The sequence below is a fragment of the Micromonospora sp. NPDC048830 genome, from assembly GCF_043198215.1.
GTDB lineage: Bacteria > Actinomycetota > Actinomycetes > Mycobacteriales > Micromonosporaceae > Micromonospora.
In genome coordinates this window covers 1-21,821 of record NZ_JBICUP010000055.1, presented here as the reverse complement: position 1 = coordinate 21,821, position 21,821 = coordinate 1, and the positions used below count along the sequence as shown (strand labels likewise).

The 21,821-nt window shown below is 69.1% G+C and carries 19 protein-coding genes and 1 pseudogene; 19 read left to right on the top strand and 1 reads right to left on the bottom strand.

Annotated elements, in window-relative coordinates; translation table 11 throughout:
- Window positions 1–19 precede the first annotated feature (19 nt).
- The 16 genes and pseudogenes from ACGFIZ_RS30100 to ACGFIZ_RS30025 all read left to right on the top strand — a co-directional run bounded on the left by ACGFIZ_RS30100 (window position 20) and on the right by ACGFIZ_RS30025 (window position 13,914).
- The gene (locus ACGFIZ_RS30100) at window positions 20–1,348 is read left to right on the top strand and encodes an aspartate aminotransferase family protein (protein WP_393425344.1); all 1,329 of its coding nucleotides are present in this window, start codon (window positions 20–22) and stop codon (window positions 1,346–1,348) included.
- 93 nt (window positions 1,349–1,441) lie between these two features.
- Entirely contained in the window at window positions 1,442–1,639 is a 198-nt protein-coding gene (locus ACGFIZ_RS30095) for a ferredoxin (RefSeq protein WP_393425341.1), read from the top strand.
- A complete protein-coding gene (locus ACGFIZ_RS30090) occupies window positions 1,640–2,896 on the top strand; it encodes an NAD(P)/FAD-dependent oxidoreductase (RefSeq protein WP_393425338.1) in 1,257 nt (418 codons plus the stop codon). It begins immediately after the preceding gene.
- A 118-nt stretch (window positions 2,897–3,014) separates the two neighbouring features.
- The gene (locus tag ACGFIZ_RS30085; RefSeq protein ID WP_393425335.1) at window positions 3,015–4,028 is read left to right on the top strand and encodes an ABC transporter substrate-binding protein; all 1,014 of its coding nucleotides are present in this window, start codon (window positions 3,015–3,017) and stop codon (window positions 4,026–4,028) included.
- Window positions 4,025–4,915, top strand: coding sequence for an ABC transporter permease (locus ACGFIZ_RS30080; RefSeq protein ID WP_393425332.1), 891 nt, complete (start codon window positions 4,025–4,027; stop codon window positions 4,913–4,915). The genes ACGFIZ_RS30085 and ACGFIZ_RS30080 overlap by 4 nt, the downstream gene beginning before the upstream one ends.
- The gene (locus ACGFIZ_RS30075; RefSeq protein ID WP_393425329.1) at window positions 4,908–5,657 is read left to right on the top strand and encodes an ABC transporter ATP-binding protein; all 750 of its coding nucleotides are present in this window, start codon (window positions 4,908–4,910) and stop codon (window positions 5,655–5,657) included. Before ACGFIZ_RS30080 ends, ACGFIZ_RS30075 begins: the two co-directional genes overlap by 8 nt.
- Before the next feature lie 56 nt (window positions 5,658–5,713).
- On the top strand, window positions 5,714–7,123 hold the full coding sequence (locus tag ACGFIZ_RS30070) for a Rieske 2Fe-2S domain-containing protein (protein WP_393425326.1): 1,410 nt from the start codon (window positions 5,714–5,716) through the stop codon (window positions 7,121–7,123).
- On the top strand, window positions 7,120–7,662 hold the full coding sequence (locus tag ACGFIZ_RS30065; protein WP_393425323.1) for a 3-phenylpropionate/cinnamic acid dioxygenase subunit beta: 543 nt from the start codon (window positions 7,120–7,122) through the stop codon (window positions 7,660–7,662). Before ACGFIZ_RS30070 ends, ACGFIZ_RS30065 begins: the two co-directional genes overlap by 4 nt.
- Window positions 7,663–7,772: 110 nt before the next feature.
- Window positions 7,773–8,765, top strand: a complete 993-nt coding sequence (locus ACGFIZ_RS30060) for a 2-hydroxyacid dehydrogenase (protein ID WP_393425320.1) — start codon at window positions 7,773–7,775, stop codon at window positions 8,763–8,765.
- A gap of 23 nt (window positions 8,766–8,788) precedes the next feature.
- Window positions 8,789–9,169, top strand: a complete 381-nt coding sequence (locus ACGFIZ_RS30055) for a RidA family protein (protein ID WP_393425318.1) — start codon at window positions 8,789–8,791, stop codon at window positions 9,167–9,169.
- Entirely contained in the window at window positions 9,166–10,212 is a 1,047-nt protein-coding gene (locus tag ACGFIZ_RS30050) for an asparaginase domain-containing protein (protein ID WP_393425315.1), read from the top strand. Before ACGFIZ_RS30055 ends, ACGFIZ_RS30050 begins: the two co-directional genes overlap by 4 nt.
- The gene (locus ACGFIZ_RS30045; protein WP_393425312.1) at window positions 10,209–11,189 is read left to right on the top strand and encodes a dihydrodipicolinate synthase family protein; all 981 of its coding nucleotides are present in this window, start codon (window positions 10,209–10,211) and stop codon (window positions 11,187–11,189) included. The genes ACGFIZ_RS30050 and ACGFIZ_RS30045 overlap by 4 nt, the downstream gene beginning before the upstream one ends.
- A gap of 261 nt (window positions 11,190–11,450) precedes the next feature.
- Window positions 11,451–11,610: pseudogene (locus tag ACGFIZ_RS30040) on the top strand (IS6 family transposase); the annotation flags it as partial.
- A gap of 362 nt (window positions 11,611–11,972) precedes the next feature.
- Window positions 11,973–12,317 carry a hypothetical protein gene (locus tag ACGFIZ_RS30035; protein ID WP_393425309.1) on the top strand — a complete coding sequence of 115 codons (345 nt, stop codon included), beginning with the start codon at window positions 11,973–11,975 and terminating at the stop codon, window positions 12,315–12,317.
- Complete coding sequence (locus ACGFIZ_RS30030; protein WP_393425306.1) at window positions 12,314–13,036, top strand: integrase core domain-containing protein; 723 nt, start codon at window positions 12,314–12,316, stop codon at window positions 13,034–13,036. The genes ACGFIZ_RS30035 and ACGFIZ_RS30030 overlap by 4 nt, the downstream gene beginning before the upstream one ends.
- Before the next feature lie 41 nt (window positions 13,037–13,077).
- A complete protein-coding gene (locus ACGFIZ_RS30025) occupies window positions 13,078–13,914 on the top strand; it encodes an HAD-IC family P-type ATPase (RefSeq protein WP_393425303.1) in 837 nt (278 codons plus the stop codon).
- Between the two features lie 185 nt (window positions 13,915–14,099).
- On the opposite strand, the gene ACGFIZ_RS30020 is transcribed toward ACGFIZ_RS30025, so the two are convergent.
- Window positions 14,100–14,528, bottom strand: coding sequence for a CBS domain-containing protein (locus tag ACGFIZ_RS30020; protein ID WP_393425300.1), 429 nt, complete (start codon window positions 14,526–14,528; stop codon window positions 14,100–14,102).
- A 202-nt stretch (window positions 14,529–14,730) separates the two neighbouring features.
- On the opposite strand from ACGFIZ_RS30020, the gene ACGFIZ_RS30015 reads away from it, so the two are divergent.
- From ACGFIZ_RS30015 to ACGFIZ_RS30005, 3 genes are all read left to right on the top strand, one after another.
- The gene (locus ACGFIZ_RS30015; RefSeq protein ID WP_393425297.1) at window positions 14,731–16,485 is read left to right on the top strand and encodes an NAD(P)H-dependent oxidoreductase subunit E; all 1,755 of its coding nucleotides are present in this window, start codon (window positions 14,731–14,733) and stop codon (window positions 16,483–16,485) included.
- Complete coding sequence (gene fdhF, locus ACGFIZ_RS30010; protein WP_393425294.1) at window positions 16,486–19,200, top strand: formate dehydrogenase subunit alpha; 2,715 nt, start codon at window positions 16,486–16,488, stop codon at window positions 19,198–19,200.
- A 111-nt stretch (window positions 19,201–19,311) separates the two neighbouring features.
- On the top strand, window positions 19,312–20,862 hold the full coding sequence (locus ACGFIZ_RS30005; RefSeq protein WP_393425291.1) for a tyrosine-type recombinase/integrase: 1,551 nt from the start codon (window positions 19,312–19,314) through the stop codon (window positions 20,860–20,862).
- Window positions 20,863–21,821: the final 959 nt, after the last annotated feature.

Here is a 21,821-nt window from a genome sequence, read left to right as displayed (position 1 = left end):
CCAGCACGCCGGAGGAATCATGACCGCCACTCTCTACGAGCGGGACATGGCCGCAGTAGCGGCGATCGAGAAGCTGAGGTTCTACCCCCTGGAGGTCGTGTCCGGGTCCGGCAGCATCCTGGTCACCCCGGACGGGCGAGAACTGATCGATCTCACCGCCACCTGGACCGCGTGCGGCCTCGGGCACGGCCACCCCCGGATCGTCGAGGCGATCACGCGCGCCGCCCAGAGCCCACCCGGGGCAGGTGGGCTCTCCGCGGTCCACCCGGACTCCGTCGGGCTCGCCGAGGACCTGCTGGATCTGGTACCCGGGGACGGTGCTCGGCGGGTCTACCTCGGCCACGCCGGATCGGACGCGAACGACGTGGCGATCCGTGCCTGTCAGAAGGCGTCGGGCAAGGAACGCGTCGTCGCCTTCGAGCACGGCTACCACGGGGGTGTGGGTACCGCGCTCGGCGTGTCAGCGGTCCATGTGGAAGCCGGTTCGACGACACCAGCACGCGGCGCGGTCTTCGCACCCTACCCCGATCCCTTACGGCCGCACGAGCAGAGCGACGGGGACGAGATCGGCTACAGCCTCTCGGTCGTGGCGGCGGCTCTGCGCGGTAACGACGTCGCCTGCGTGATCGTGGAGCCGATCCTCTCCGATGGCGGCCTCATCCTGCCACCGGAGGGGTTCCTCGCGCGACTGCACCGCCTCACCCGAGAGTACGACGTCCCGCTCATCTGTGACGAGGTGAAGGTGGGGCTCGGACGGCCCGGAACGCTTCACGCCTTCCAGCACGAGGACATCCAGCCCGACATCGTGACGCTGGGTAAGACACTCGGTGGTGGCCTGCCCATCTCCGCGGCGGTCGGCCCCGCGAAGATCCTGGACGTCGCCCCCGGATCGGCGCTGCTGACCACGGCCGGAAACCCGATTTGCACCGCTGCCGCCCGCTCCGTGCTGCGCACCCTGCGCGACGAGGACCTGCCGGCGGCGGCAGCGGCGCGGGGGGCCCAGTTCGTCGGCCGCCTGCGGGCCGTCGCGGACGGCGCCGCTGGAGACGCGGTCGCCGCCCGCGTCGGCGACGTCCGTGGGCGTGGCCTGGCGATCGGGCTCGACCTGGTGAGCGACCGGGAAACCCTCCAGCGCGACAACCTGTTCGCCCGGAAGGTCGTCTACCGCGCGTGGCAACTCGGCGCGGTCGTCTACTACGTGGGCGGGAACGTGCTTGAGATAACTCCGCCCCTCGTCATCACCGAGGCCCAGGTCGACCGGGCGGTGGACATTCTCGCCGAAGCCATGGCGGACGTCCTCGGCGGCGCGGTGAGCGACGAGACGGTGTCCGCCTTCGCCGGGTGGTGACGCGGGCGCGACCGCCGCCTTCGGTCCCGGACCCTGTCCGACCTCAGCACCCACGACATTTCAATCGGCACGAGTACCGGGAAGGACGATCACGTGAAGATTCACCTCGATGTTGAGGAATGCCTGGGTTACGCCAACTGCGTGATGGAGGCCCCCGAGCTGTTCGACTTGGACGCGCGGACCAACAAGGCAGTCGTCCTGAACGACGCGCCGGGGCAGGAACAGCGCGAGTCGGCCGAGCGCGCGGTGCGGGTCTGCCCCGCCGCGGCGCTCAGAATCGCCGAGGCGTAGATGTCCACGCGCCGCATCGTCATTGTCGGTGCCTCGCTGGCCGGCGTCTCGGTCGCGGCACAGTTGCGAGCGCGCGGTGACGCGTCCGAGATCGTCATCGTCGGTGACGAGGGGGCCCTGCCCTACGACCGGCCTCCCCTTTCCAAGCAGTTCCTGGACCGGGGACACCCCCTACCGGTGGAGCGGACGCTGCTGCGTTCACCGCAGTGGTACCAGCAGAACCGGATCGAGCTGTGGACGGGGGCCTCGGCCGAAGCCCTCGACGTCGCGCAGCGGGTGGTGCGGCTCAGCGACGGGCGTGCGCTGCCCGGCGATGAGATCGTGGTCGCCACCGGAGCACGTCCGCGCCAGCTGCCGGAGTTCCCTCCCGGGCAGCGGGTCTTCTACGTGCGGACCCTGGGCGACGCCGAATGCTTCCGGGCGTTTCTGCCCGCCCGGGGTCGCTTGGTGGTCGTCGGTGCCGGGTTCATCGGTCTCGAACTGGCGGCTGTCGCGGCGACGTGGGGCTGGCAGGTGATCGTCCTGGAGAAGTCCGACAGCCCACTGTCCCGGGTGTTGCCGGCGGAACTCGGCATGCTGTGCGCGGCGCCGCTGCTGCGCGCGGGGGTACGGCTGCTGTGCGGGGCCGGGATCGTGTCGGTGCGCCACGGGGACGAGCGCTCGGCGATCGGGCTCGCCAGCGGCGAGCTGATCGAGTGCGACGCGGTGGTGGTCGGCGTCGGTACCGTGCCGAACGTCGAATGGCTTGCCGGCAGCGGCCTGGCCGATCCCGACGGCGTGCCCTGCGACGACCGGGGGTCGACGGCGGTGCCCGGCGTGTGGGCGGTGGGCGACGTGGCCCGGTGGTACAACCGCTGGACCGGCAGCCAGATGCGGACCGAGCAGTGGACCGCGGCGCGCGAACAGGCCGTGATCACTGGTGATGCGCTCTCCGGTCGCCCGTCTGGCTCGGCAGTGCCGGAGTGGAGCGCGCCACCGTACTTCTGGTCGGACCTGCTGGGGGTGAAGATTCAGTTCGCCGGCCAGTCACCAGCGGTGGCCCAGGTGCTGACCGCGCACTCGGGCGGAGCCTCCATCTCCTTCATCGGGGACGAGCTCGCACCCACCGCGGTGCTCGGTATCCAGGCACCGCGTGTCATGGCGCACGCCCGGACCGTACTCGTGAACGACGGTACCTGGGCCGGAGCCCGCCAGTGGTTGGCATCGGCATCGCTGACTCCCCAACCGGCCGTCCTGTTGCCCGTCGGGCCGTCCTGACGGCCCTGCTCGAACTGTCCGCCTCCCGTACGAAGCCCCGCACTCCATCGAAGAAAAGCCGCCCGACTGGGAACAGGCCGCGGCGCCATGCCGGTACTACCTGAACGTTGGAGAGACCATGTATGAACGACCGTCGACTGCGGGAGTCAGTCGCAGAAACCTTCTCAAGGCCGCCGGGCTGGTGGGCGGCACGTTTCCGATCTCCGCCCTGACGGGCTGCGGCGGTGGAGACTCCCGCGCCTCCGGTGGCGCACCGGGTCAGCACACGATCATCGCGGGCGGTTCGTCGACCGGCGCCTCCGGTGTCTACCGCGAAGCGCTCCGGATGGCGGCCGAGAAGCAGGGGTACGTGGCGCGGCTGGAAGAGCTCGCTCAGGACGCCGCCGTCCTCGCGGTGCGGAGCGGCAAGACGAACGCCGCGCTGATGAGCTGGGTCAACATCGCCCAGGCCCAGGAGGCTGGCGCGCCGGTGGTCGCGATCGCCCCCGCGTGGGCATCCCACAACGCCATTATCGTGCGGCCGGACAGCCCATATCAGTCCATCGAGGACCTCGTGGGCAAGCGGGTGGGCTTTCCAGCCCGCACCTCGGGCGGTTACTTCGAGACCCGTGAGGCCCTGATGGAGCAGGGCCTCGACCCCGAGAAGGAGTTCAAGCTGACGTCGCTCGCCGACGCCGCGGTGATGCTGGGACTGTTCGAGAAGGGTGAGTTCGAGGCGGTCGCCCTGTTCGAACCCCTCGTGTCGAAGATCCTCAGCCAGGGCAAGGCCCGCGAACTGATCCAGATCGGGACCTGGCAGGCGTCGCGGCGCAATGGGGTGATGGCGCCGGCCAACTGCTGGGCGGTACGCCGGGACTGGGCGCAACAGCAGGACCCGGCGAAACTGACGACGATCTTCACGGAGGCCACCCGCACCGCCGCCACGGACCCCGCGCCGTACCAGGTCGCTGGCAAGGCCGCGGGCCTGGACGCCAAGGCGATCCAGCTGTTCCAGCAGCGGCTGTCCCGCCTCGCCGCTCCGTCGCTCACCGACGCCGCCTTGAAGTACGTGCAGGCGGGCCTCGACCACGCCAGGCGCGACGGCCTGATCACCAAGGCCGTGACCGTCGACTCCCTGCTCCTGGCGTCATGACGTCCTTCGGAGCCCTCGCCGAGCGCTACGGCAGAGCCCGGCGGGTGGCGAGAAACCAGGCCATGCCGGCGGCTGACTCGACGACCAGCCGGCTCGCCGCCCGGGGGGCCTTCGTCCTGTGCTTCCTTCTCGCCTGGTGGGCCGCGAGCAGCCTGGTGCTGCGAGGCGTTCTGCCGCCCGTCGCGGCCACCCTCGGTCAGGTCGCCGACCTGATGACCAGCCACGAGTTCTACGCCCAGCTGGGCACGACGGCCTACCGGGTGCTGATCGGGTTCAGTCTCGCCTTCGTCACCTCGGCGGTCCTTGGCACGGCGATGGGCAAATCACGGCGGGTCGAGTCCTTCTTCGAGATGTTCATCCTGATCGGGACATCTCAGCCCGGGTTGTTCATGGCGATGATCCTGCTGGTCGCGCTCGGCCTCAAGGAGTCGACGGCGATCGTCGTGCTGGCCTACCTGGCGACCCCGCTGATCACGGTCAACTTCTGGCAGGGGTCGAAAGCACTGGACCGCTCGCTCGGCGAGGTCGCCCAGGTGTTCGGGTATTCACGGCGCGCCGTGGTCCGGCACGTTCTGCTCCCCCAGCTCCTCACCCCGGCCTTCGCCGGGCTGCGGACCGGCCTCGGTATCACCTGGAAGTACGTCGTCATCGTCGAGTCGATCGGGCTCACCGACGGCATCGGCTACCAGGTCACGCGCAGCTTCCAGCTCTTCGACCTCCAATCGGTGATCGCCTGGACCATCGGATTCATGGCCTTCGTTCTCTTCCTCGAGTACGCCGTGATCCGCCCCGTGGAGCGCCGCCTGTTCGCGTGGCGCGACCGACCGGGCGGCCGGTTGCGGCCGGAGACGCACCGAGACCCAGCGAAGGAGTCGGACCATGGGTAGTTCGGCGGTGACGTTGGACCGGGTGTCCAAGACGTTCCGCATGCGGGGCGGAACGGAGCTGCCGGTGCTCCGGGACGTCAGTTTCAGCGCGCAGCCCGGCGAGTTCGTCGCAATTCTCGGCCCATCGGGTTGCGGAAAGTCGACGATCCTCAATCTGGTGTCCGGCATCGACGCCGCATCCAGCGGCGTGGTGTCCGCGCCGCCCGCAGCCGAGATCGGGTTCGTCTTTCAGAGCGCCCGGTTGCTGCCCTGGCGGACCATTCGGGAGAACATCGATATCACCCGCAAAGAACGGTCGCGGGAACGGAAGACAGACTACCGTAAATCCACCGACGAGTACCTGCAGATCGCGGGCCTCACCGCCTACCAGGACTTCTACCCGGCGGCCATATCAGGTGGCATGCAGCAGCGCGCGTCGCTCGCCCGCGCGCTTTCCACCGAACCCAGCGTGCTCGTCATGGACGAACCCTTCTCCGCCCTCGACGAACTGACCGCCCGCACCCAGCGGGCGTTCCTTCAGCGCACCTGGCTCGACAACCGGACCACGGTCCTGTTCGTGACGCACAACGTCACGGAGGCGCTGACGCTCGCCAGCAAGATCGTAGTGGTCGGCAACCGGCCCGCCGGAGTCCTTGAGTGCCTGGACGTGGACATCCCCCATCCGCGCAAGCTCAGCGACCCTCGGGTGAGCGCGCTCGAACAGAAGATCCTGAAACTACTCGGCGTCGGCGATACAGCATGAACGGCCGGCTCAGTGGCCATGCCGACACGCACTGAACGCGAGAGAAAGAAAGAGAAATGCATCTGAATTCCGATGTCGTGCGCTCGCACGTGGACATCGAAAACGGCGTCGCGGGGAGGATCATCTTCGTCGACGAGGACATCTACAAGCACGAACTGGAGTCCATCTTCGCCCATACCTGGCTGTTCCTCGGCCACGAGGACCAGATCCCCAACCCGGACGACTACTACGTGACCCGGATGGGGGAGGAGCAGGTCATCCTGACCCGCGACCGGCAGGGTGAGATCCACGCGCTGCTCAACAGCTGCACTCATCGAGGTATGAAGCTGTGCCGGTACGACGAGGGTAATACGTCGCTGTTCACCTGCCCCTACCACGCCTGGAGCTTCTCCACCGACGGGTCACTGGTGAGCCGACCCGGTGACCTGTTCGGCGTCCCCGGCTACAAGACCCGGTACTTCGAAGAGCTGGACAAGTCCAAGTGGGGCCTGATCGCCGTACCCCGGATCGCCAACTTCCACGGCACCATCTGGGGCAACTGGGACCCGGAGGCGCCGTCGTTCGAGGAATACCTCGGCGGCATGGGGCAGTGGCTGCGCTTCGCGCTGGAAAGCCGCGACGGGCGACCTGGGCAGGGCACGGTACTGGCCGGCATCCAGAAGTGGCGGGTCAAGTGCAACTGGAAGTTCGCCCCGACGAACTTCAGCGGCGACTTCGCGCACGCGGTCAGCCACCGCTCGGTGGACATGGTCAACATTGGTCCCAGCGGTGTCGGTAGGCGGGACGACAAGTTCGACGGCGCGTCGGTGTTCGGCTGGCCGGACCTCGGGCACGGCGGGACCGGCTGGGCCGGCGCTCTGGAGGAGGATTACGTCCAGCCCAAATCGTTCCAGCGGTTCCCCGAGGTGGCCGAGTGGTTCGACAAGTGCCGCGCCGAGCGCCGCCAGCGGCTGCGAGACACCTTCCACTTCCAGGGCAAGGGCACCATCTTCCCGAACATGTCCTTCCACGAGGAGCAGCCACGGACGATCATCGTCGCCCATCCCAACGGGCCCGGCGAGACGGAGTTCTGGCGGTACTACCTCGTTGACCGGGACGCCCCCGACCACGTAAAGGACACCCTCCGGCGCTACTTCATGAGCTACTCGGGGCCGGCCGGCCTGACCGAGCAGGACGACCTGGAGAACTGGGCCGCGGCCACCGAGGCGAGCAACGGGACGATCTCCCGACAGTATCCGTACAACTATCAGCAGGGTCTGGGGCATTCGGTGCCCTATCCCGACGTACCGGGTTGCGTCTGGGCCGGCCAGCCGTTCTCGGAGCAGAACCAGGTCATCTTCCTCAAGCGCTGGGCCGAGTTCATGGAGGGCCGCAACTGGGACCAGCTCATGCACCGAGTGGAGATTCCCGGCGACGTGGAGTTCCCGTTGGCCAAGTCACAGACGAGCGGAGAGGAGTCGGCGTGACCAGCATAACTGAGAGTTCGGCGCTGCTCCTGCGTCTGGAAATGGAGGAATTTCTGTACCGAGAGGCGGACCTGCTGGACTCCCGGCGGTTCGAGGAGTGGCTGGACCTGCTGACGGACGACATCTCGTACCGGGTCCTGATCGCCCGCAACGTCCACTCCCGAGACTCGGCCAACGAGTACTACGACGGTCCGCTGGACGTGTCATGGATGGATGAGGGGAAGGAACTGCTCGACGCACGCGTGCGGCAGATGCGCACCGGCATCCACTGGGCGGAGGAGCCCGTCTCCCGCACCACCCACCTGTGCACGAACGTACGGGTCGTGGAGACGGTGAACGGCGGCACCGAACCGGACCACGTGGCGGTCAAGAGCAACTTCATCATGTATCGGCACCGGTTGCGAGCCGACGAGGACTGGCTGGTGGGTAAGCGACGGGACCACCTGCGGCGGGTCGGCGAGGACTGGAAACTGTGCGGCCGCACCGTTTTTCTCGACCAAACGACGTTGCTGGCCAACAACCTGACGACATTCCTCTGACCGCCGGCGACGGGACCGGCGCGGGCTCACGCACGATCTGGTGCCCGCACTCGCGCCGGCCCCTACGTCTCCTCCCTCCTCCATCGTGTCGCGCGTACAAGCGAGGTGCCTTGAACGAGTTTGTTGTCATCAGCGGAGATTTCCCGCCCGACATCGTCGGGCGGCTACCGGAATTCGAATGCCACCGCCTTACCCCGGAGGAGCTGCACGCCCCCGCGTCGCGGGAGATCCTCGGCAGGGCATCGGCCCTGCTTGTCACCGGGCGGGTGCCGGTCACCGCGAGCCTGGTCGACCATGCCCCCCGCCTGCGGGTGGTGTCCGTACGGGCGGTGGGCTACGACCGGGTCGACGTGGACGCCTGCTCCGTGCGGGGAATCCCCGTGTGCCACACGCCCGGTGTGCTCGACGGGGCTGTCGCCGACCTCACCATGCTGCTCGTTTTGGCCGGCGCCCGCAGGCTGCGCGAAAACCTCCAGACGACCGAGCCGACGCTGCTCCCGCCCGGGACGGCGCAACGCGTGGGCAGCGAGATACGGGGCCGCACTCTGGGGATTCTCGGCTACGGCAGGATTGGCTCCCTGGTCGCCCGTACCGCCTCCGCGGGCTTCGGCATGACGGTGATTCACCACTCCCGGGGCAGCCGAGGCCTGCCGGCGCCGGACGGCATGCCCGGGCGGCGGGTCTCGCGGGAGGAGCTGTTTCGTTCGTCCGATTTTCTCTCTGTGCACCTGCCGCTCACCGACGCGACCCGGCGCTCGGTCGGGGAAGCAGAGCTGAGGGCCATGCGATCCTCGGCCTTACTCGTCAACACCTCCCGCGGCGAAATCCTGGACGAGCCGGCGCTGATGCGCGCCCTCGACGAGCGCTGGATCGCCGGAGCCGCCCTGGACGTCACCTGGCAGGAGCCGCTGCCGGCCGAACATCCGTTCCGCCGGATGCCGAATGTGATCGTCACACCGCACATCGGAAGCGCGACTGCCGAAACGCGCGCGGCCATGTTGGATCTCGCTCTCACCAATCTCCGGTCGGTGCTGACCGGGCTGACGCCGGTCGCGTGCGTCAACCCGCAGACCCTGGCCGATCCGGGGGTGCCGGCGCGATGAGTACGACAACCGGCCGGGAACCAGTGAGCACGGCGCGGGCGCCGAAGCCGCGGGCCTCCGTCTCCCCGGCGATGATGTGGAACGGCCTGGTGGTCGTCGGCGGTCAGACCGGCCGCCACCCGGTGACCGGGCAGCTTCCACGGACCCTGGAGGAACAGGTTGACCAGGCCATCTCCAACCTTGAGGCCGTTCTCGCGGCGGCTGGTTGCGGGCTGACAGATGTGCTGAAAACGACGTGCTTGCTCGTCGACATGGCGGACTTCCCTGTGATGGAGGCGGTGTACGCGCGTCGCTTTCCCCGGCCGTGCCCGGCCCGGACCTCGTACGGAGTGACTCTGGGCGCCGGGCTCCTGTTCGAGATCGAGGCATGGGCCGTGGTCCCCGTACCCGATCCCGCCCCGTGACCGCGACCGTCCGCCCCGCGGCGGTGACCCGTGACCGGCGGGGAAAAGTCCCCGATGTCTGCGTCATCGCCCTCGGCGGCACCGTAGCCACCGGGCTGGACGGTCAGCCGAGTATCGGTCTGCACGCGTTGCTCGACGCGTTCGGCCCACACTTGCCGAGGGTGAATCTGCGCGCCATCGATCTGGCTCGTGTACCCTCCCCCGGGTTGCGCCTCGCGAATGCCGCCAGAGTCGCGCGGCTCGCGATCGAGCAGGTCGCCGAGGGATGCCACGGCGTCGTCGTGCTGCAGGGTACGGACACCATCGAGGAGTTCGCGTTCGCGCTCGACCTGCTGTACCAGCAGGCGGCGCCCCTGATCGTCACCGGCGCCATGGTCGCACCGCACCAGGCCGGATCCGACGCCGCGTCGAACCTGGCGTCCGCCCTGCGAGTGGCCGCCGCACCGCAGATGCGCGGCGTGGGGTGCGTCGTCGTGCTCAACGACGAGATTCACACCGCGCGGGCGGTACGCAAGACAGACACGAGCTCGCGGGCGGCGTTTGCCTCGCATCCGTTCGGGCCCCTTGGACACGTCACCGAAGGGCTGGTCACCCTCGACCGCAAGCCGGTGACCCGGGTGCGTCTTCCGGGTTCCGTGCGGCGGTCGCAGCCGGTGTCGCTGCTGTCCGCGTCGATGGATGACGACCTGCGGGTGGCGACGTGCCTGGACTCCCTGGGTTACCGGGGTCTGGTGGTGGCCGGCCTCGGTGGCGGTCACCTGCCGGCGTCCGCGGTCGAGAACGTGTCGCAGGCGCTGGCCGCGATGCCGGTCGTCCTGGCGTCTCGGGCCGGGGGCATCGGCCTGCGTGACACGTACGGGTATCCCGGCAGCGAGAGGGACCTGCTCGGCCGCGGCCTGCTGTACGCCGGTGACCTGGCGCCGGCGAAGGCGCGCGTGGCGCTCAGTCTCCTGCTCGGCGCGGGGCTGTCGGGCGAGGATCTGGGCCGCTCGTTCCACGAGGTCGCCTGGCCACAGGGGCGGCGACGAAAGGCGGTTCGATGAACCCTGCAGATTGGAGAGGAGTGGACGCGACACGATACGCCGCGGCGCGACTTCGTGGAGCCATCGCGCTGCCCGTGACCCCGTTCCTGCCGGACGGACGCGTCGATGTGGCCGGATTCCGGCGGCTCGTCCAGCAGATCCTCGGATACGGGTTCCGGACAGTCGCCGTAGCGGCGGGGACTGGCGAGGGGGACAGCCTCACCCTGGCGGAGAGGAGAGAACTGTGTGCCCTCGCCGCCACCGCCGCCTGCTCCGATGACCTGGTGATGGGGGCGATCGGGGTGGGGGGCGGCGATGTCAGCCTCGCTGAACTCGTCACAGAGGCACAGGTCCTCGCGGAAGCGGGCGTTCAGGCGTTGCTGGTCTTCCCGCCGGGCGCCGCCGCGGTCCGGCCGGGTCGCATGGTCCGACTCGTCGACGAGATCTTCCAGGTAACCGGCCTGCCCATGGTCATCGACCACGGCCCGGACCCCGCCGCTCTGGCCGCGTCGATGGCGGCGGCCGGTCTCCCGCCGGTGGTGGGCGTCAAGTTCAGTTCCTGGAACGATGCCGACTGGGACCGGCTGCTGCCGGTCATCCGGGGCCAGGGCCACATGATCAGTGGTAAGGGGGACGCGGTCGCGCACCGGTATTTCGCGAGGGGCGCCACGTCGTTTACGTCATCCGTCGTCAACCTGGCTCCGCTGGTGGTAAAGGAGCTCGAACGGCTGCTGACGAGCGGCGACCTTGGCCAGGCGGAGCGGCTGACCCGTGACCTCCTCCTGCCCTTCGAGCAGGCGCGCGCGGCCTCTGCGCAGCCTCCGGTGGCCGTGCTGAAGGGGGCCCTGGCGGTGGCGGATCTCGTTGGCGGTCCGTGCCGGAACGATGGTCAGCGGAACCTGAGCGAGGAGGAACGTGATCGGCTCGTCAGCGTGGTCCGGACTCTGAGAGCGGCCGAGACTCAGCTCGCGCGCAACGCCGGGTGGGTCGATGACTAGGCTGCCTAGCGATGCTACCCGCGACGGCCTGATGATCATCGATGATGTGTGGGATGTATGCTCTGCCGCAGGTGCCAACGCGGGCCAGCTGATGCGACCCGTCCGGTGCGAGCCAGCGCTCGTTGTCGTCGTCACGTTCATCGAGTTCACGCTGCGCCGTAGCCGAATCCGGGGTCTGTTGCGTTGGGCGAGAGCATGATCGACTCCGGCTTGCCGGGCGTGGTCTGCTGGGCCGGTGAGTTCGTCGACTCGTGTCCGGTCCTGGTTCCGCCTGCGTCGGCGTTCGTCGGTTTCCGGTTCTCGCCCGAGGTGATCGTGCTGGCGGTCCGTTGGTATCTGCGGTTCAACCTCTCGTACCGGAATGTGGAGGAGTTGCTGGTCGAGCGGGATGTCGAGGTGGATCACGTTACGGTCTACCGGCGGGTGCAGCGGTTGCTGGTCGAGGTTCTCGCGCTGCGGCATGAGGTAGCGGTGCTCCGCCGGCAGGTTCCCGGCCGGCCGCGGCCGTCCTGGCCGGACCGGGCGATCCTGTCCGCCCTGGCCCGCCTGCTGCCCCGCCGGATACGGGAACATCGGATCGTCACCCCGGCCACGTTGCTGAACTGGCACCGCCGCCTGGTACGACGCCACTGGACCTACCCCAACCGACCCGGCCGACCACCAGCCAGCGACGAGATCCGGGACATGGTGCTACGGCTGGCCGGAGAGAACCCTGTACGGTGCCAATACCTGTCGCACCTGCAGTGAGCTGGGGCTTCATGGGAATAAGGCACCTTCGTGGTCATGGTCTTCCAGCTGATCTATCTGGTCGCGATCCGCCTGTTCGACGCTCTGCTCCTCGCGGCGCGCAGCGACCGCGCGGTGCTCGCGGAACTGCTGGCCCTGCGCCACGAGGTCGCGGTGCTGCGCCGTCAGGTCCACGGCCGACCACGACTGTCCTGGCCAGACCGGGCGATCCTGTCCGCGCTGGCCCGCCGCCTGCCCCGCGCGGTCCGCATCCACCAGATCGTGACCCGGCGACCCTGCTGGCCTGGCACCCCCGGCTGGTCCAACGCCGCTGGACCTACCCCCACCGCGGCGACCGACCACCCGTCAGCGACGAAATCCGCGACCTCATCCGCCGGATGACCCGAGACAACCCCCGCTGGGACCACAAGAGAATCCAGGGCGAGATGCTCGGACTGGGCCACCGCGTCGGCCTCGGCACCATCCGCCGAATCCTGGCCCATAGCCGCCCCGGCCCCGCACCCCACCAGACCGACACGCCTTGGCGAACGTTCCTGCGCGCCCAGGCCACCAGCCTGTCGGCCACCGACTCCTTCCACATCGATACCGTGTGGCTGCGCCAGCTGTACGCGCTGGTCGTCAAGGAGATCGCCACCCCCCGGGTACACCTGCTCGGCGTGACCGAGCACCCGACCCAGCCATGGGTGACCCAACAGGCCCGCAACCTGCTCATGGACCCCGGAGAACGCACCAACGACTTCCGGTTCCAAATCCGCGACCGCGACACCAAGTACGGGCGGACCTTCGACGCGGTCCTGACCGCAGACGGCATACGGGTGGTGAAGACGCCGCCGCGCACACCGAGGGCGAACTGTTTCGTGCAGCGCTGGGGCCGCAGCATGCGCGAGGAGTGCACAGACCACCTCCTCACCTACGGCGAACGGCACGCCAGGACGGTACTGACCGAATACGTCCGACACTTCAATGATCACCGGCCGCACCAAGGCCACGGACAGGTGCCACCCAACCATGACCCGGGCGTCGCCGTGCCGATCGACGGCGTCGTTCGACGCCGACGGCGGCTGGGAGGAATCATCAACGAGTACCATCGAGCCGCCTGAACGAATCCTTGAACCCGCTGGTCAGCAGCCGGAATCTAGTTTTGGCAACGTACAGGCTACACACCAAAGGTGCCCCCGAAGCGATCATCGCCCGCGCCACCACGATCATCGAAGCCGACGGGCGGGAGCGGACCCTGGACGACACGACCCGACAGCACCTGACGGAGACCGTGACAGCGCAGGCCGCCAAGGGCATGCGGCTCATCGCAGCGGCCCGCCGCCCCGTGACAGAGGTCCCTGCCAGCCGTGACAAAGCCGAACGCGACCTGTGCTTCCTCGGCTGGATCGCCATGTTCGACCCCGCCCGCCCCGAGGTCTCGGACGCGGTGGCCTGCTGCCACACCGCCGGCATCCGCATCATCATGATCACCGGCGATCACGGGCTGACCGCGGCCGCCATCGCCACCAAGGTCGGCATCACCGCACCCAACCCGACCGTCGTCGAAGGTGACCGGGTCGATGCCATGCCCGACGACGAACTCACCGGCCTTCTCGCCCGCACCCCGGATCTCGTCTTCGCCCGATCCTCACCCGAGGCCAAACTCCGCATCGCCAAAGCGCTACAGAGCACCGGCAACGTTGTGGCCATGACCGGCGACGGTGTCAACGACGCGCCCGCCCTAGGCCCCGCCGACATCGGCGTGGCCATGGGCCGCACCGGCACGGACGTCACCCGCGAGGCCGCCACCCTGGTCCTCACCGACGACAACTTCGCCACCATCGTCGCCGCCGTTCAGTCCGGCCGGCAGGTCTACGACAACGTCCGCAAGTTCATCCTCTACATCTTCGCCCACGCCACACCCGAGGTCCCGGTACTCGTGTGGGCACCGGACGAGATGCGGCGAGCAGTACTACGCCACCGCACCAGAAGACCCTGACGTCAGCTCGCTGTGGCTTCGCATGGGCGACGGACAGCCGGGAAGCATCCCGGCAGTAGAAGCGGCCCGTGGCCCGCCGGCCGCCGAGGATGGCAACAATCTGAAGACAGCCTGCGAGATTTATCGGCTGCATCCCATGCGGCCGGTTCAGCCCAGAGCGCGACTGCCCGGCCGCGTACAGGCGGCTACAAGTTCGGCGGTGCCGAGTAGATCCGGTCCGTGTACTGAGCCACCTTGTGTTCCCCAAGGTGGGTGGCAAGGTCCGCCTTGCTGATCATCCCGACCAGGCGATGATTGTCTATCACCGGCAGCCGCCGGATCTGGTGCTGCTCCATCAGCCGCAGCACCTCGTCCTCGCTGGCCTGGGCGTCCACCCAGACCGGCGTGCCCTGAGCCAGTTCACGTGCCGTGGTCGCACGCGGGTCGCCCCCCTCGGCGACGCACCGGATGACGATGTCCCGGTCGGTGATGATGCCGTGCAGGCGCTGGTCATTACCGCAGATCGGCAGAGAACCGACCCGCATGTCCCGCATCTTCCGCGCGGCCATCTCGAGAGTCTCGTCTTCCCCGATGCACTCCGCGCCGCGGTGCATGATGTCTCCGGCCTTGGCCATCCTCATCCTCCTGGTCGCTGAACTGGAGATGGTGGGCATCGGCGGCGTCGCGTAAGCGCCGCGTCAACAACGGCAGGTCATCCCCGTACTCGGGGCTGATCAAACACCCGGAAGGTCGGGCAACCTTCCTATTTCACCGCGATTACCTTCGAAGCGGACGTAGCTTTGGCGCACGGGGCAGCGGCGCGCGGGGGATGGTGTGATGGGTGAGCCGCGGGAGGCGTTCGTCGAGTTGCAGGAGCGCCTGGGCCGGCCGGGTACGCGGATGCTGGATCGGCTTCGGCGGGCGCAGGATGAGGACGGGCGAGTCGACGCCGAGGACTTGGCGCGGGCCGCGGGGGAGTTCGGCTGGCCGGTGGCGGCCGTGACCGGTTCGGCGACGTACTACGCGGACTTCGCCGAGGGTCGGCGGGGCCGACGTCACCTCCGAGTGTGCGAGGGGACCTCGTGCTTTGTGAGCAGCCAGGGCCAGCACATCGCACGGCTGGAACAGGGGCTGGGCGTGCGCCTGGGCGGGTGCGCCGCGGACGGGTCGGTGTCGCTGCAAGGGGTGCACTGTCTCGGGCTCTGCTACGACTCACCCGCCATCCTCGACGGGGAGCTACCCGCCACGGGCGAGACTCTGGGCGGGCTGTTCGGTGACCCGCTGGCCGCGCAGCGGCGGACGAGGCCCGGTTGGGTCGAGCCACTGAAGATGCGGGCGGCGGAGATCCCGTTCGCGAGCGCGGTCGAGCGGCCGGTGGTGCTGGCTGGGCTGGTTGGTGGCGAGGAACCGTGGGCGGTGTGGCCCAGCGTGGTGATGGCCGGTTCCCGCGAGAAGGTCATGTCCGAGGTCGCCGCCTCGGGGCTGCGTGGTCGGGGTGGGGCCGGTTTCCCGGTGGCGAAGAAGTGGTCGATGACCGCCGGCGAGCCCGCGCCCCGGTACGTGGTGGGCAACGGCGACGAGGGTGACCCCGGTTCGTACGGCGATCGACTGCTGATGGAGCACGACCCGCACCGGATCCTGGAGGGCTTGGCGCTGGCCGGGTACGCGGTGGGCGCGCGGCACGGGCTGATCCTCGTGCGGTCGGAGTATCCGGCGGCGGCCGATCGGCTGCGTGCCGCGGTGGCGCAGGCGCGGGAGGCCGGTCACCTGGGGAAGGGGGTGCACGGCTCGCCGGTCGACTTCGACGTGGAGATCGTCGTGGGGGCCGGCTCGTACGTCGCGGGGGAGGAGACGGCGTTGCTGCACGCCCTGGCCGGGCTACGGGCCGCGGTGCGGGCACGCCCACCGTACCCGACCAGCCACGGCTTCCTCGGCCGGCCGACCGCGGCCAACAACGTGGAGACACTGGCGGCGGTACCGTGGATCGTGCGGCACGGCGGGGCGGCCTACGCCCGGCTGGGCCACCCGGACGAACCCGGCACCAAACTGGTCTGCCTGAGCCAGCGCTTCCGCCGGCCGGGCGTGTACGAGGTGGAGTTCGGCGTGCCACTGCGGCACCTCGTGGAAGATCTCGGTGGCGGGCTGAGGGAGCCGTACCAGCTGCGTGCGGTGCAGGTCGGCGGCCCGCTCGGCGGTTTTCTCACCCCGGACCAGCTCGATTTGCCGCTGCTGACCAAAGCGCTTACGGAGGCCGGGGCCGCGTTGGGACACGCCAGTCTCGTCGCGGTCGACTCGACCGTGCCGGCCGCCGCGATTCTGCGGCATGCCTGGGCGTTCGGGGCGGCGGAGAGCTGCGGAGCCTGTACACCCTGCCGGGTGGGCACCCGGCGGGGCCTCGAACTGGTCGAGCGGCTCGGGGAATCCGAGCAGGCGGCGGAGGTGCTCGCCGACCACGAACCGCTGCTTGAGGTGCTGAATGTAGCGAGCCTGTGCGCGTTCGGGCGCGGGGTGGCCTGCGCGGTCCGCAGCCTGCTGCGGGTGTACGCCAACGAACTGCATCAGCCGGCCCTCATCAGCGACGGGGGCGAGTAGATGCGGTTGTCCGTCGACAACATCGACATTGAGGTGACCGCGGGCGCCACCGTGCTGGACGCCGTACGGGCGGCCGGAGCGGTGGTGCCGACCCTCTGCTACGACCAGCGGCTCACCCCCCAGGGATCATGCCGGGTCTGCCTCGTCGGCGTACGCGGGCGGGCGATGCCGGCCTGCACCACACCCGCCGCCGACGGGATGGAGATACACACCGACGACCCGGCCGCCCACCGGTCGGCACGGCTCGCCCTGGAGCTCCTCGTGTCCCAACTGCCCACGCGGGCGCTCGACATCCCCGCCGAACGCAGCGAACTGGTCCGCGCCTGCCAGCACTTCGACCTGACCGAAACCCGGTTCGACGGCGCGACCCGCAACGCGGGCGCCGACCACTCCCACCCGTACGTGAAACTCGACCGGGACCTGTGCATCGCCTGCAACCGGTGTGTACGCATGTGCGCCGAGGTGCAGGGCACCTTCGCGCTCTCCCTGGCCGGACGCGGGTTCGACACCGTCGTCGTAGCCGGCACCGGCGGACCCTGGGTGTCGTCCCCCTGCGTGGCCTGCGGCGGCTGCGTCGACACCTGCCCGAGCGGGGCACTGTCCGAACCAGGGCTGGCCGACCCGCGCCCGATCAGCCAAACAACCACCACCACCTGCGGCTACTGCGGGGTGGGCTGCAGCCTACGCGTGCACGTACGCGACAAGGCCGTCACCGCGATCACCCCGGCGCACGGCGCCCCGGTCAACCGCGGCCACGCCTGCGTCAAAGGCCGCTTCGCGCACGCGTTCACCCGATCCCGAGACCGGCTGACCACCCCACTCGTCCGCGACGGCGGCCGGGACTCGCCGCTACGGCCCGCATCCTGGCAGGAAGCCCTCACCGTCGCCGCGACCCGGCTGACAGCCATCCGCGACCACCACGGACCCGACGCCATCGGCATGATCTCCTCCGCCCGGGCGACCAACGAGGAGAACTACCTCGCCCAGAAATTCGCCCGCGTCGTGCTCGGCACCAACAACATCGACAACTGCTCCCGGCTGTGCCACGCCCCCTCCGCGGTCGGCCTCGCCGCCGCATTCGGCTACGCCGGCGGCACCAACACCCTCGACGACCTCGACCACACCGACTGCATTCTGATCGCCGGCGCGAACCCGACCGAGGCCCACCCGGTCGTCGGGGCCCGGATCAAGCAACTGGTGCTGCGCGGCGCACGGCTCATCGTCATCGACCCCCGGCGCATCGACCTCGCCGAGATGGCCGACGTGCACGTCCAAGCCAGACCCGGATCCAACGTCGCCGTCTTCAACGGCATCGCCCGGGTCCTGCTCGACGAGGGATACGCGGACCAGGACTTCCTCCGCACCCGGGCCAGCGGGCTCGCGGAACTCACCGCGTTGCTGGCCGACTATCCACCCGAGCACGCGGCCCGGCTCGCCGGCGTCGCACCCGAGACGCTGATCGCCGCGGCCCGTCTCTACGGGGCAGCACGCCGCCCGGCGATCGTCTACGGCCTCGGCATCACCGAACACGCCCACGGCACCGACGGCGTACGCACCCTGTCCAACCTCGCCATCCTCAAAGGCGCCGTCGGCACCCCCGACTGCTGCGGCCTGCTGTCCATGCGCGGGCAGAACAACGTCCAAGGCGCCTCCGACATGGGCGCCCTGCCAGACATGCTCCCCGGCTACCAGCACGTCACCGACCCCGACGTCCGCGCTCGATTCAACCGAGCCTGGCAGGCCGACGTGCCTGCTCGGCCCGGGCTGCGCATCCTGGACATGTTCGCCTCAGCCATCGCCGGCCAAGTGCGGGCCATGTACGTCATCGGCGAGGACATCGCACAGACCGACCCCGACAGCGGCAACGTACGCCGCGCGCTAGCAGCCTGCGACCTCGTCATCAACCACGACGTGTTCCTCTCCACCACCGCCGAACACGCCGACGTGGTGTTCCCGGCGGTGCCCTTCCTCGAAAAGGACGGCACCTTCGTCAACTTTGACCGCCGCATCCAGCGGGTCCGCCCCGCACTGGACCCACCCGGACAGGCCCGCAGCGACTTCGACATCCTGCACGAGCTCGCCCGCGCCATGGGCGCCGACCTCGGCTGCCCCACCCCCGCCGACGCAATGGCCGAATGCGCCGCACTGACCCCCATATTCGCCGGCATCTCACACACCCGACTCGACCGGGACGGGCCACTGCACTGGCCCTGCCGTGGTCCGGACCAACCCGGCGAGGGTCGCCTCTACCTCGACTCGTTCGCCACCCCCGACGGCCGCGCCGCACTCGCCGCCCGGCCGTACCTACCCCCCGGCGAGCAACCCGACACTAGCTTCCCGTACACCCTGATCACCGGACGCCGGCTGGTGCACTACAACAGCGGATCCATGAGCCGCCGCACCCCCAACCATCAACTCCGCCCACACGAAGTGCTCGACCTGCACCCAGACGACGCCGCACGGCTCGGACTAACCGACGGCGATCTCGTCAAAGTGGCCAGCCGACGGGCAACCGTCACCTACCCCGTCCACCTGACCGACACAGTCACCCCCGGCCAACTCTTCACCACCTTCAATTTCCCCGACACCCCCACCAACGCCCTCACCTCCGACGCCACCGACACCGAAACCGGCTGCCCCGAATACAAGATCACCGCGGTAACGCTGAGCCCGGCTGGCCTCGCTACTCCCCCGAACCTCACCGCCCAGGGCTGATATCGGCACCTGCCGCACCACCACCGGCAGCAACCCACAAGCCACACTCGCAGGCCCCCTCCTGAGCCGGCGCATCCTTGAACCAGCGGCGGCGAGAACGGAGGCCAAGCCATGACCACCCCAGGTGTGATCTTCAAACGGTGCGGATGCCGGGACACCACCGGCAGGAGGCTGGAACAACGCTGTCCCCGGCTCAGCCACCGCACCCACGGCTCCTGGTATTTCCACGCCTCGGCCCCCAACATGCTGGGCCGCTCGGAGCGAATCCGCCGCGGCGGATTCCCGACAAAGGCCGCCGCCCGGCGGGCCCGGGACGAGTGGTTGGCGTCGACCAGCGAGGAGCGCACCGCCCGGTCGTGGACGGTGGAACGGTGGCTGCGGTACTGGCTGTCCACCCGCACCAAGCTGCGCCCGACCACACTGCTGCACTACACCCGCGACGTCGAGCAAGTGCTCATCCCCTGGCTCGGCACGCTCTGCCTCGCCGACCTCGACGCCCGCCGCCTGCGAGCGATCTTCGCCGAAATCGCCAAGACCACCAACCGCAAAGGTCTACCGCAGTCCGCCTCGGCGATGCAGCACCTGCGCACCACCCTCCGTGCGGCACTCAACCTGGCGGTGCGGGAGGGCGTGATCGCATCGAACCCGGCCCGACACATCGAGGTCACTGGCTACCGCAAACCCCACGCTCAGGTGTGGACCGAAGCCAGGGTGCAGGAATGGCACCGCACCGGGGAGCGCCCGGCGGTCGCGGTGTGGACCGTCGAGCACCTGGCTACCTTCCTAACCACCGTTGTGGATGACTCGCTGTTCGCGTTGTGGTGGCTGATCGCGCTGCGCGGCCTGCGCCGCGGCGAAGCCTGCGGGCTGCGCTGGACCGAACTGGACCTCGACCACGGGCTGCTGTTCATCGTGCGTAACCGCACCACCGCCGGCTACCAGGTCGTCGAAGGCGCACCCAAGACCTCCGCTGGCGCACGGGCCGTCGCGCTCGACAAACGCACCGTCAAGGTCCTGCGCGAGCACCGCCGCCGCCAGATCGAGCAGCGGGCTCGGCGTCTCGCCGCCGGGAAGGCGTGGCACGACTCCGGGTACGTGTTCGTCCGCTCCGACGGCACACCCATCCACCCCGGCTACGCCAGCTGCCGATTCCGGCTCCTGGTCCACCAGACCAACGTGCCGCCCATCCGGCTGCACGACCTACGGCACGGCGCCGCGTCACTCGCCCACGAGGCCGGCGCCGACCTGAAGACCATCCAAGACCTGCTCGGCCACGCCAGCATCGTGATCACCGCCGACACCTACACCAGCGTCCTACCCCTCGCTCAACGCCGCTGCGCCGACGCCACCGCGAAACTCGTCCTCACCGCCGCCCGCCGCACCCGCGACAAGATCCGCAAGAACGGACGCCGCAACCGGCCCCAGCCCCGACCGGCGACAGGTACTCCCGCCCCCACCAGCCCCGCCACCGGCAAGAACCCGCAGGCCAAGAAGGAACGGACGAAGCAGCCGTCACGGGCAGTGATGACACCAGAGCGGCACCCACGTGACACCCAACGTCCACAGCAGACAGGAGACAACAAGAGCCTGACCCACGTTTCCGCAGGTCAGGCCCCTTATAATCTTGTGCGCCCGAAGGGACTCGAACCCCTAACCTTCTGATCCGTAGCTCTATCCGCTGAGCTACGAAGGTCTCCACGCGTCCGGCCCCGTCCGACGGGGTCCCGCCGCCACCTGCCAAGTCCTAGCAGGTCCAGGCACCATATTGCTCTTGGTGGATACCCAAGAGCCCTCCGAAGGAGGTCCTATATCCGGGCTTGTGCCCGTACGTCCGCGTCAGTTCGCCGACGTCCGAGCGGACACGGAGCAGCCATCATGACATACGTCGGCGATTCTCACCACCCACGTACGCCATCAGGATCGACTCACGTTGCCGCCGCTCGGTGAGCAGACAGCGACCCGCGGCCCGCCATCTCGGAAGACGGCACTGCGGGCACTATGCCGCGGATAGCTCCCCAGGTGGTCAAACATCCGGTTCGTGATGACGAGTCACCGTAGATGGGAGTTTTGTTGTCGCACTGAGATCGGGTGTGCGCGGTGGTGCAGGCGTGGTGAAGCCCTGACGGAAGGGGCGGAGGGCGGCTCGCGGTCAGATGGTCGCCGCCGGGCCGGCCGGGGCTGTCGCGGCGGCGGGTGTGCTGACAGAACCGGCCGTGACCTGCGCCGTGAGCCGGTGTGAGTGGTGTGGTGGGCGGTCAGGCGGCCGGCTGGCCTGGATGTGTGGTGGTTCACGTGTGGGTGGGGGTGGCTCGTGTCGCCGATGTCGACTACCGTCGCTTTTCGGTGATGTGTTCGTGTCTCTCGGTGATCGACATCTTGGGTGGCGGTGGAGGCGTCGGTCGGGTTGCGGGGCGGGAAGTTGAGGCCTCGGCCGCCGGGTGGGGGCAGTGCCGAGGTCATCGCCGACGAGGTGGTCGGGGGCTGGGGTGGCGGTCAGCGCGGTTGACTGATCCGCACTGGGTGCCCCTGATCCGGGGCGGGGAAGGAGCGTTGCGCGTTGGCCGCCGCCGTTCCGACCGTTGAGCTCGATGAGAGCGCGATGCGGGTTTTGGAAGGGTTCA

Bases quoted from the DNA above. Each gene is read 5' to 3' on its own strand.
- ACGFIZ_RS30100 (WP_393425344.1), top strand. From the start codon at position 20: ATGACCGCCACTCTCTACGAGCGGGACATGGCCGCAGTAGCGGCGATC.
- ACGFIZ_RS30090 (WP_393425338.1), top strand. From the start codon at position 1,640: ATGTCCACGCGCCGCATCGTCATTGTCGGTGCCTCGCTGGCCGGCGTC.
- ACGFIZ_RS30085 (WP_393425335.1), top strand. From the start codon at position 3,015: ATGTATGAACGACCGTCGACTGCGGGAGTCAGTCGCAGAAACCTTCTC.
- ACGFIZ_RS30080 (WP_393425332.1), top strand. From the start codon at position 4,025: ATGACGTCCTTCGGAGCCCTCGCCGAGCGCTACGGCAGAGCCCGGCGG.
- ACGFIZ_RS30075 (WP_393425329.1), top strand. From the start codon at position 4,908: ATGGGTAGTTCGGCGGTGACGTTGGACCGGGTGTCCAAGACGTTCCGC.
- ACGFIZ_RS30070 (WP_393425326.1), top strand. From the start codon at position 5,714: ATGCATCTGAATTCCGATGTCGTGCGCTCGCACGTGGACATCGAAAAC.
- ACGFIZ_RS30045 (WP_393425312.1), top strand. From the start codon at position 10,209: ATGAACCCTGCAGATTGGAGAGGAGTGGACGCGACACGATACGCCGCG.
- ACGFIZ_RS30035 (WP_393425309.1), top strand. From the start codon at position 11,973: ATGGTCTTCCAGCTGATCTATCTGGTCGCGATCCGCCTGTTCGACGCT.
- ACGFIZ_RS30030 (WP_393425306.1), top strand. From the start codon at position 12,314: ATGACCCGAGACAACCCCCGCTGGGACCACAAGAGAATCCAGGGCGAG.
- ACGFIZ_RS30020 (WP_393425300.1), bottom strand. From the start codon at position 14,528: ATGGCCAAGGCCGGAGACATCATGCACCGCGGCGCGGAGTGCATCGGG.
- ACGFIZ_RS30015 (WP_393425297.1), top strand. From the start codon at position 14,731: ATGGGTGAGCCGCGGGAGGCGTTCGTCGAGTTGCAGGAGCGCCTGGGC.
- fdhF (WP_393425294.1), top strand. From the start codon at position 16,486: ATGCGGTTGTCCGTCGACAACATCGACATTGAGGTGACCGCGGGCGCC.
- ACGFIZ_RS30005 (WP_393425291.1), top strand. From the start codon at position 19,312: ATGACCACCCCAGGTGTGATCTTCAAACGGTGCGGATGCCGGGACACC.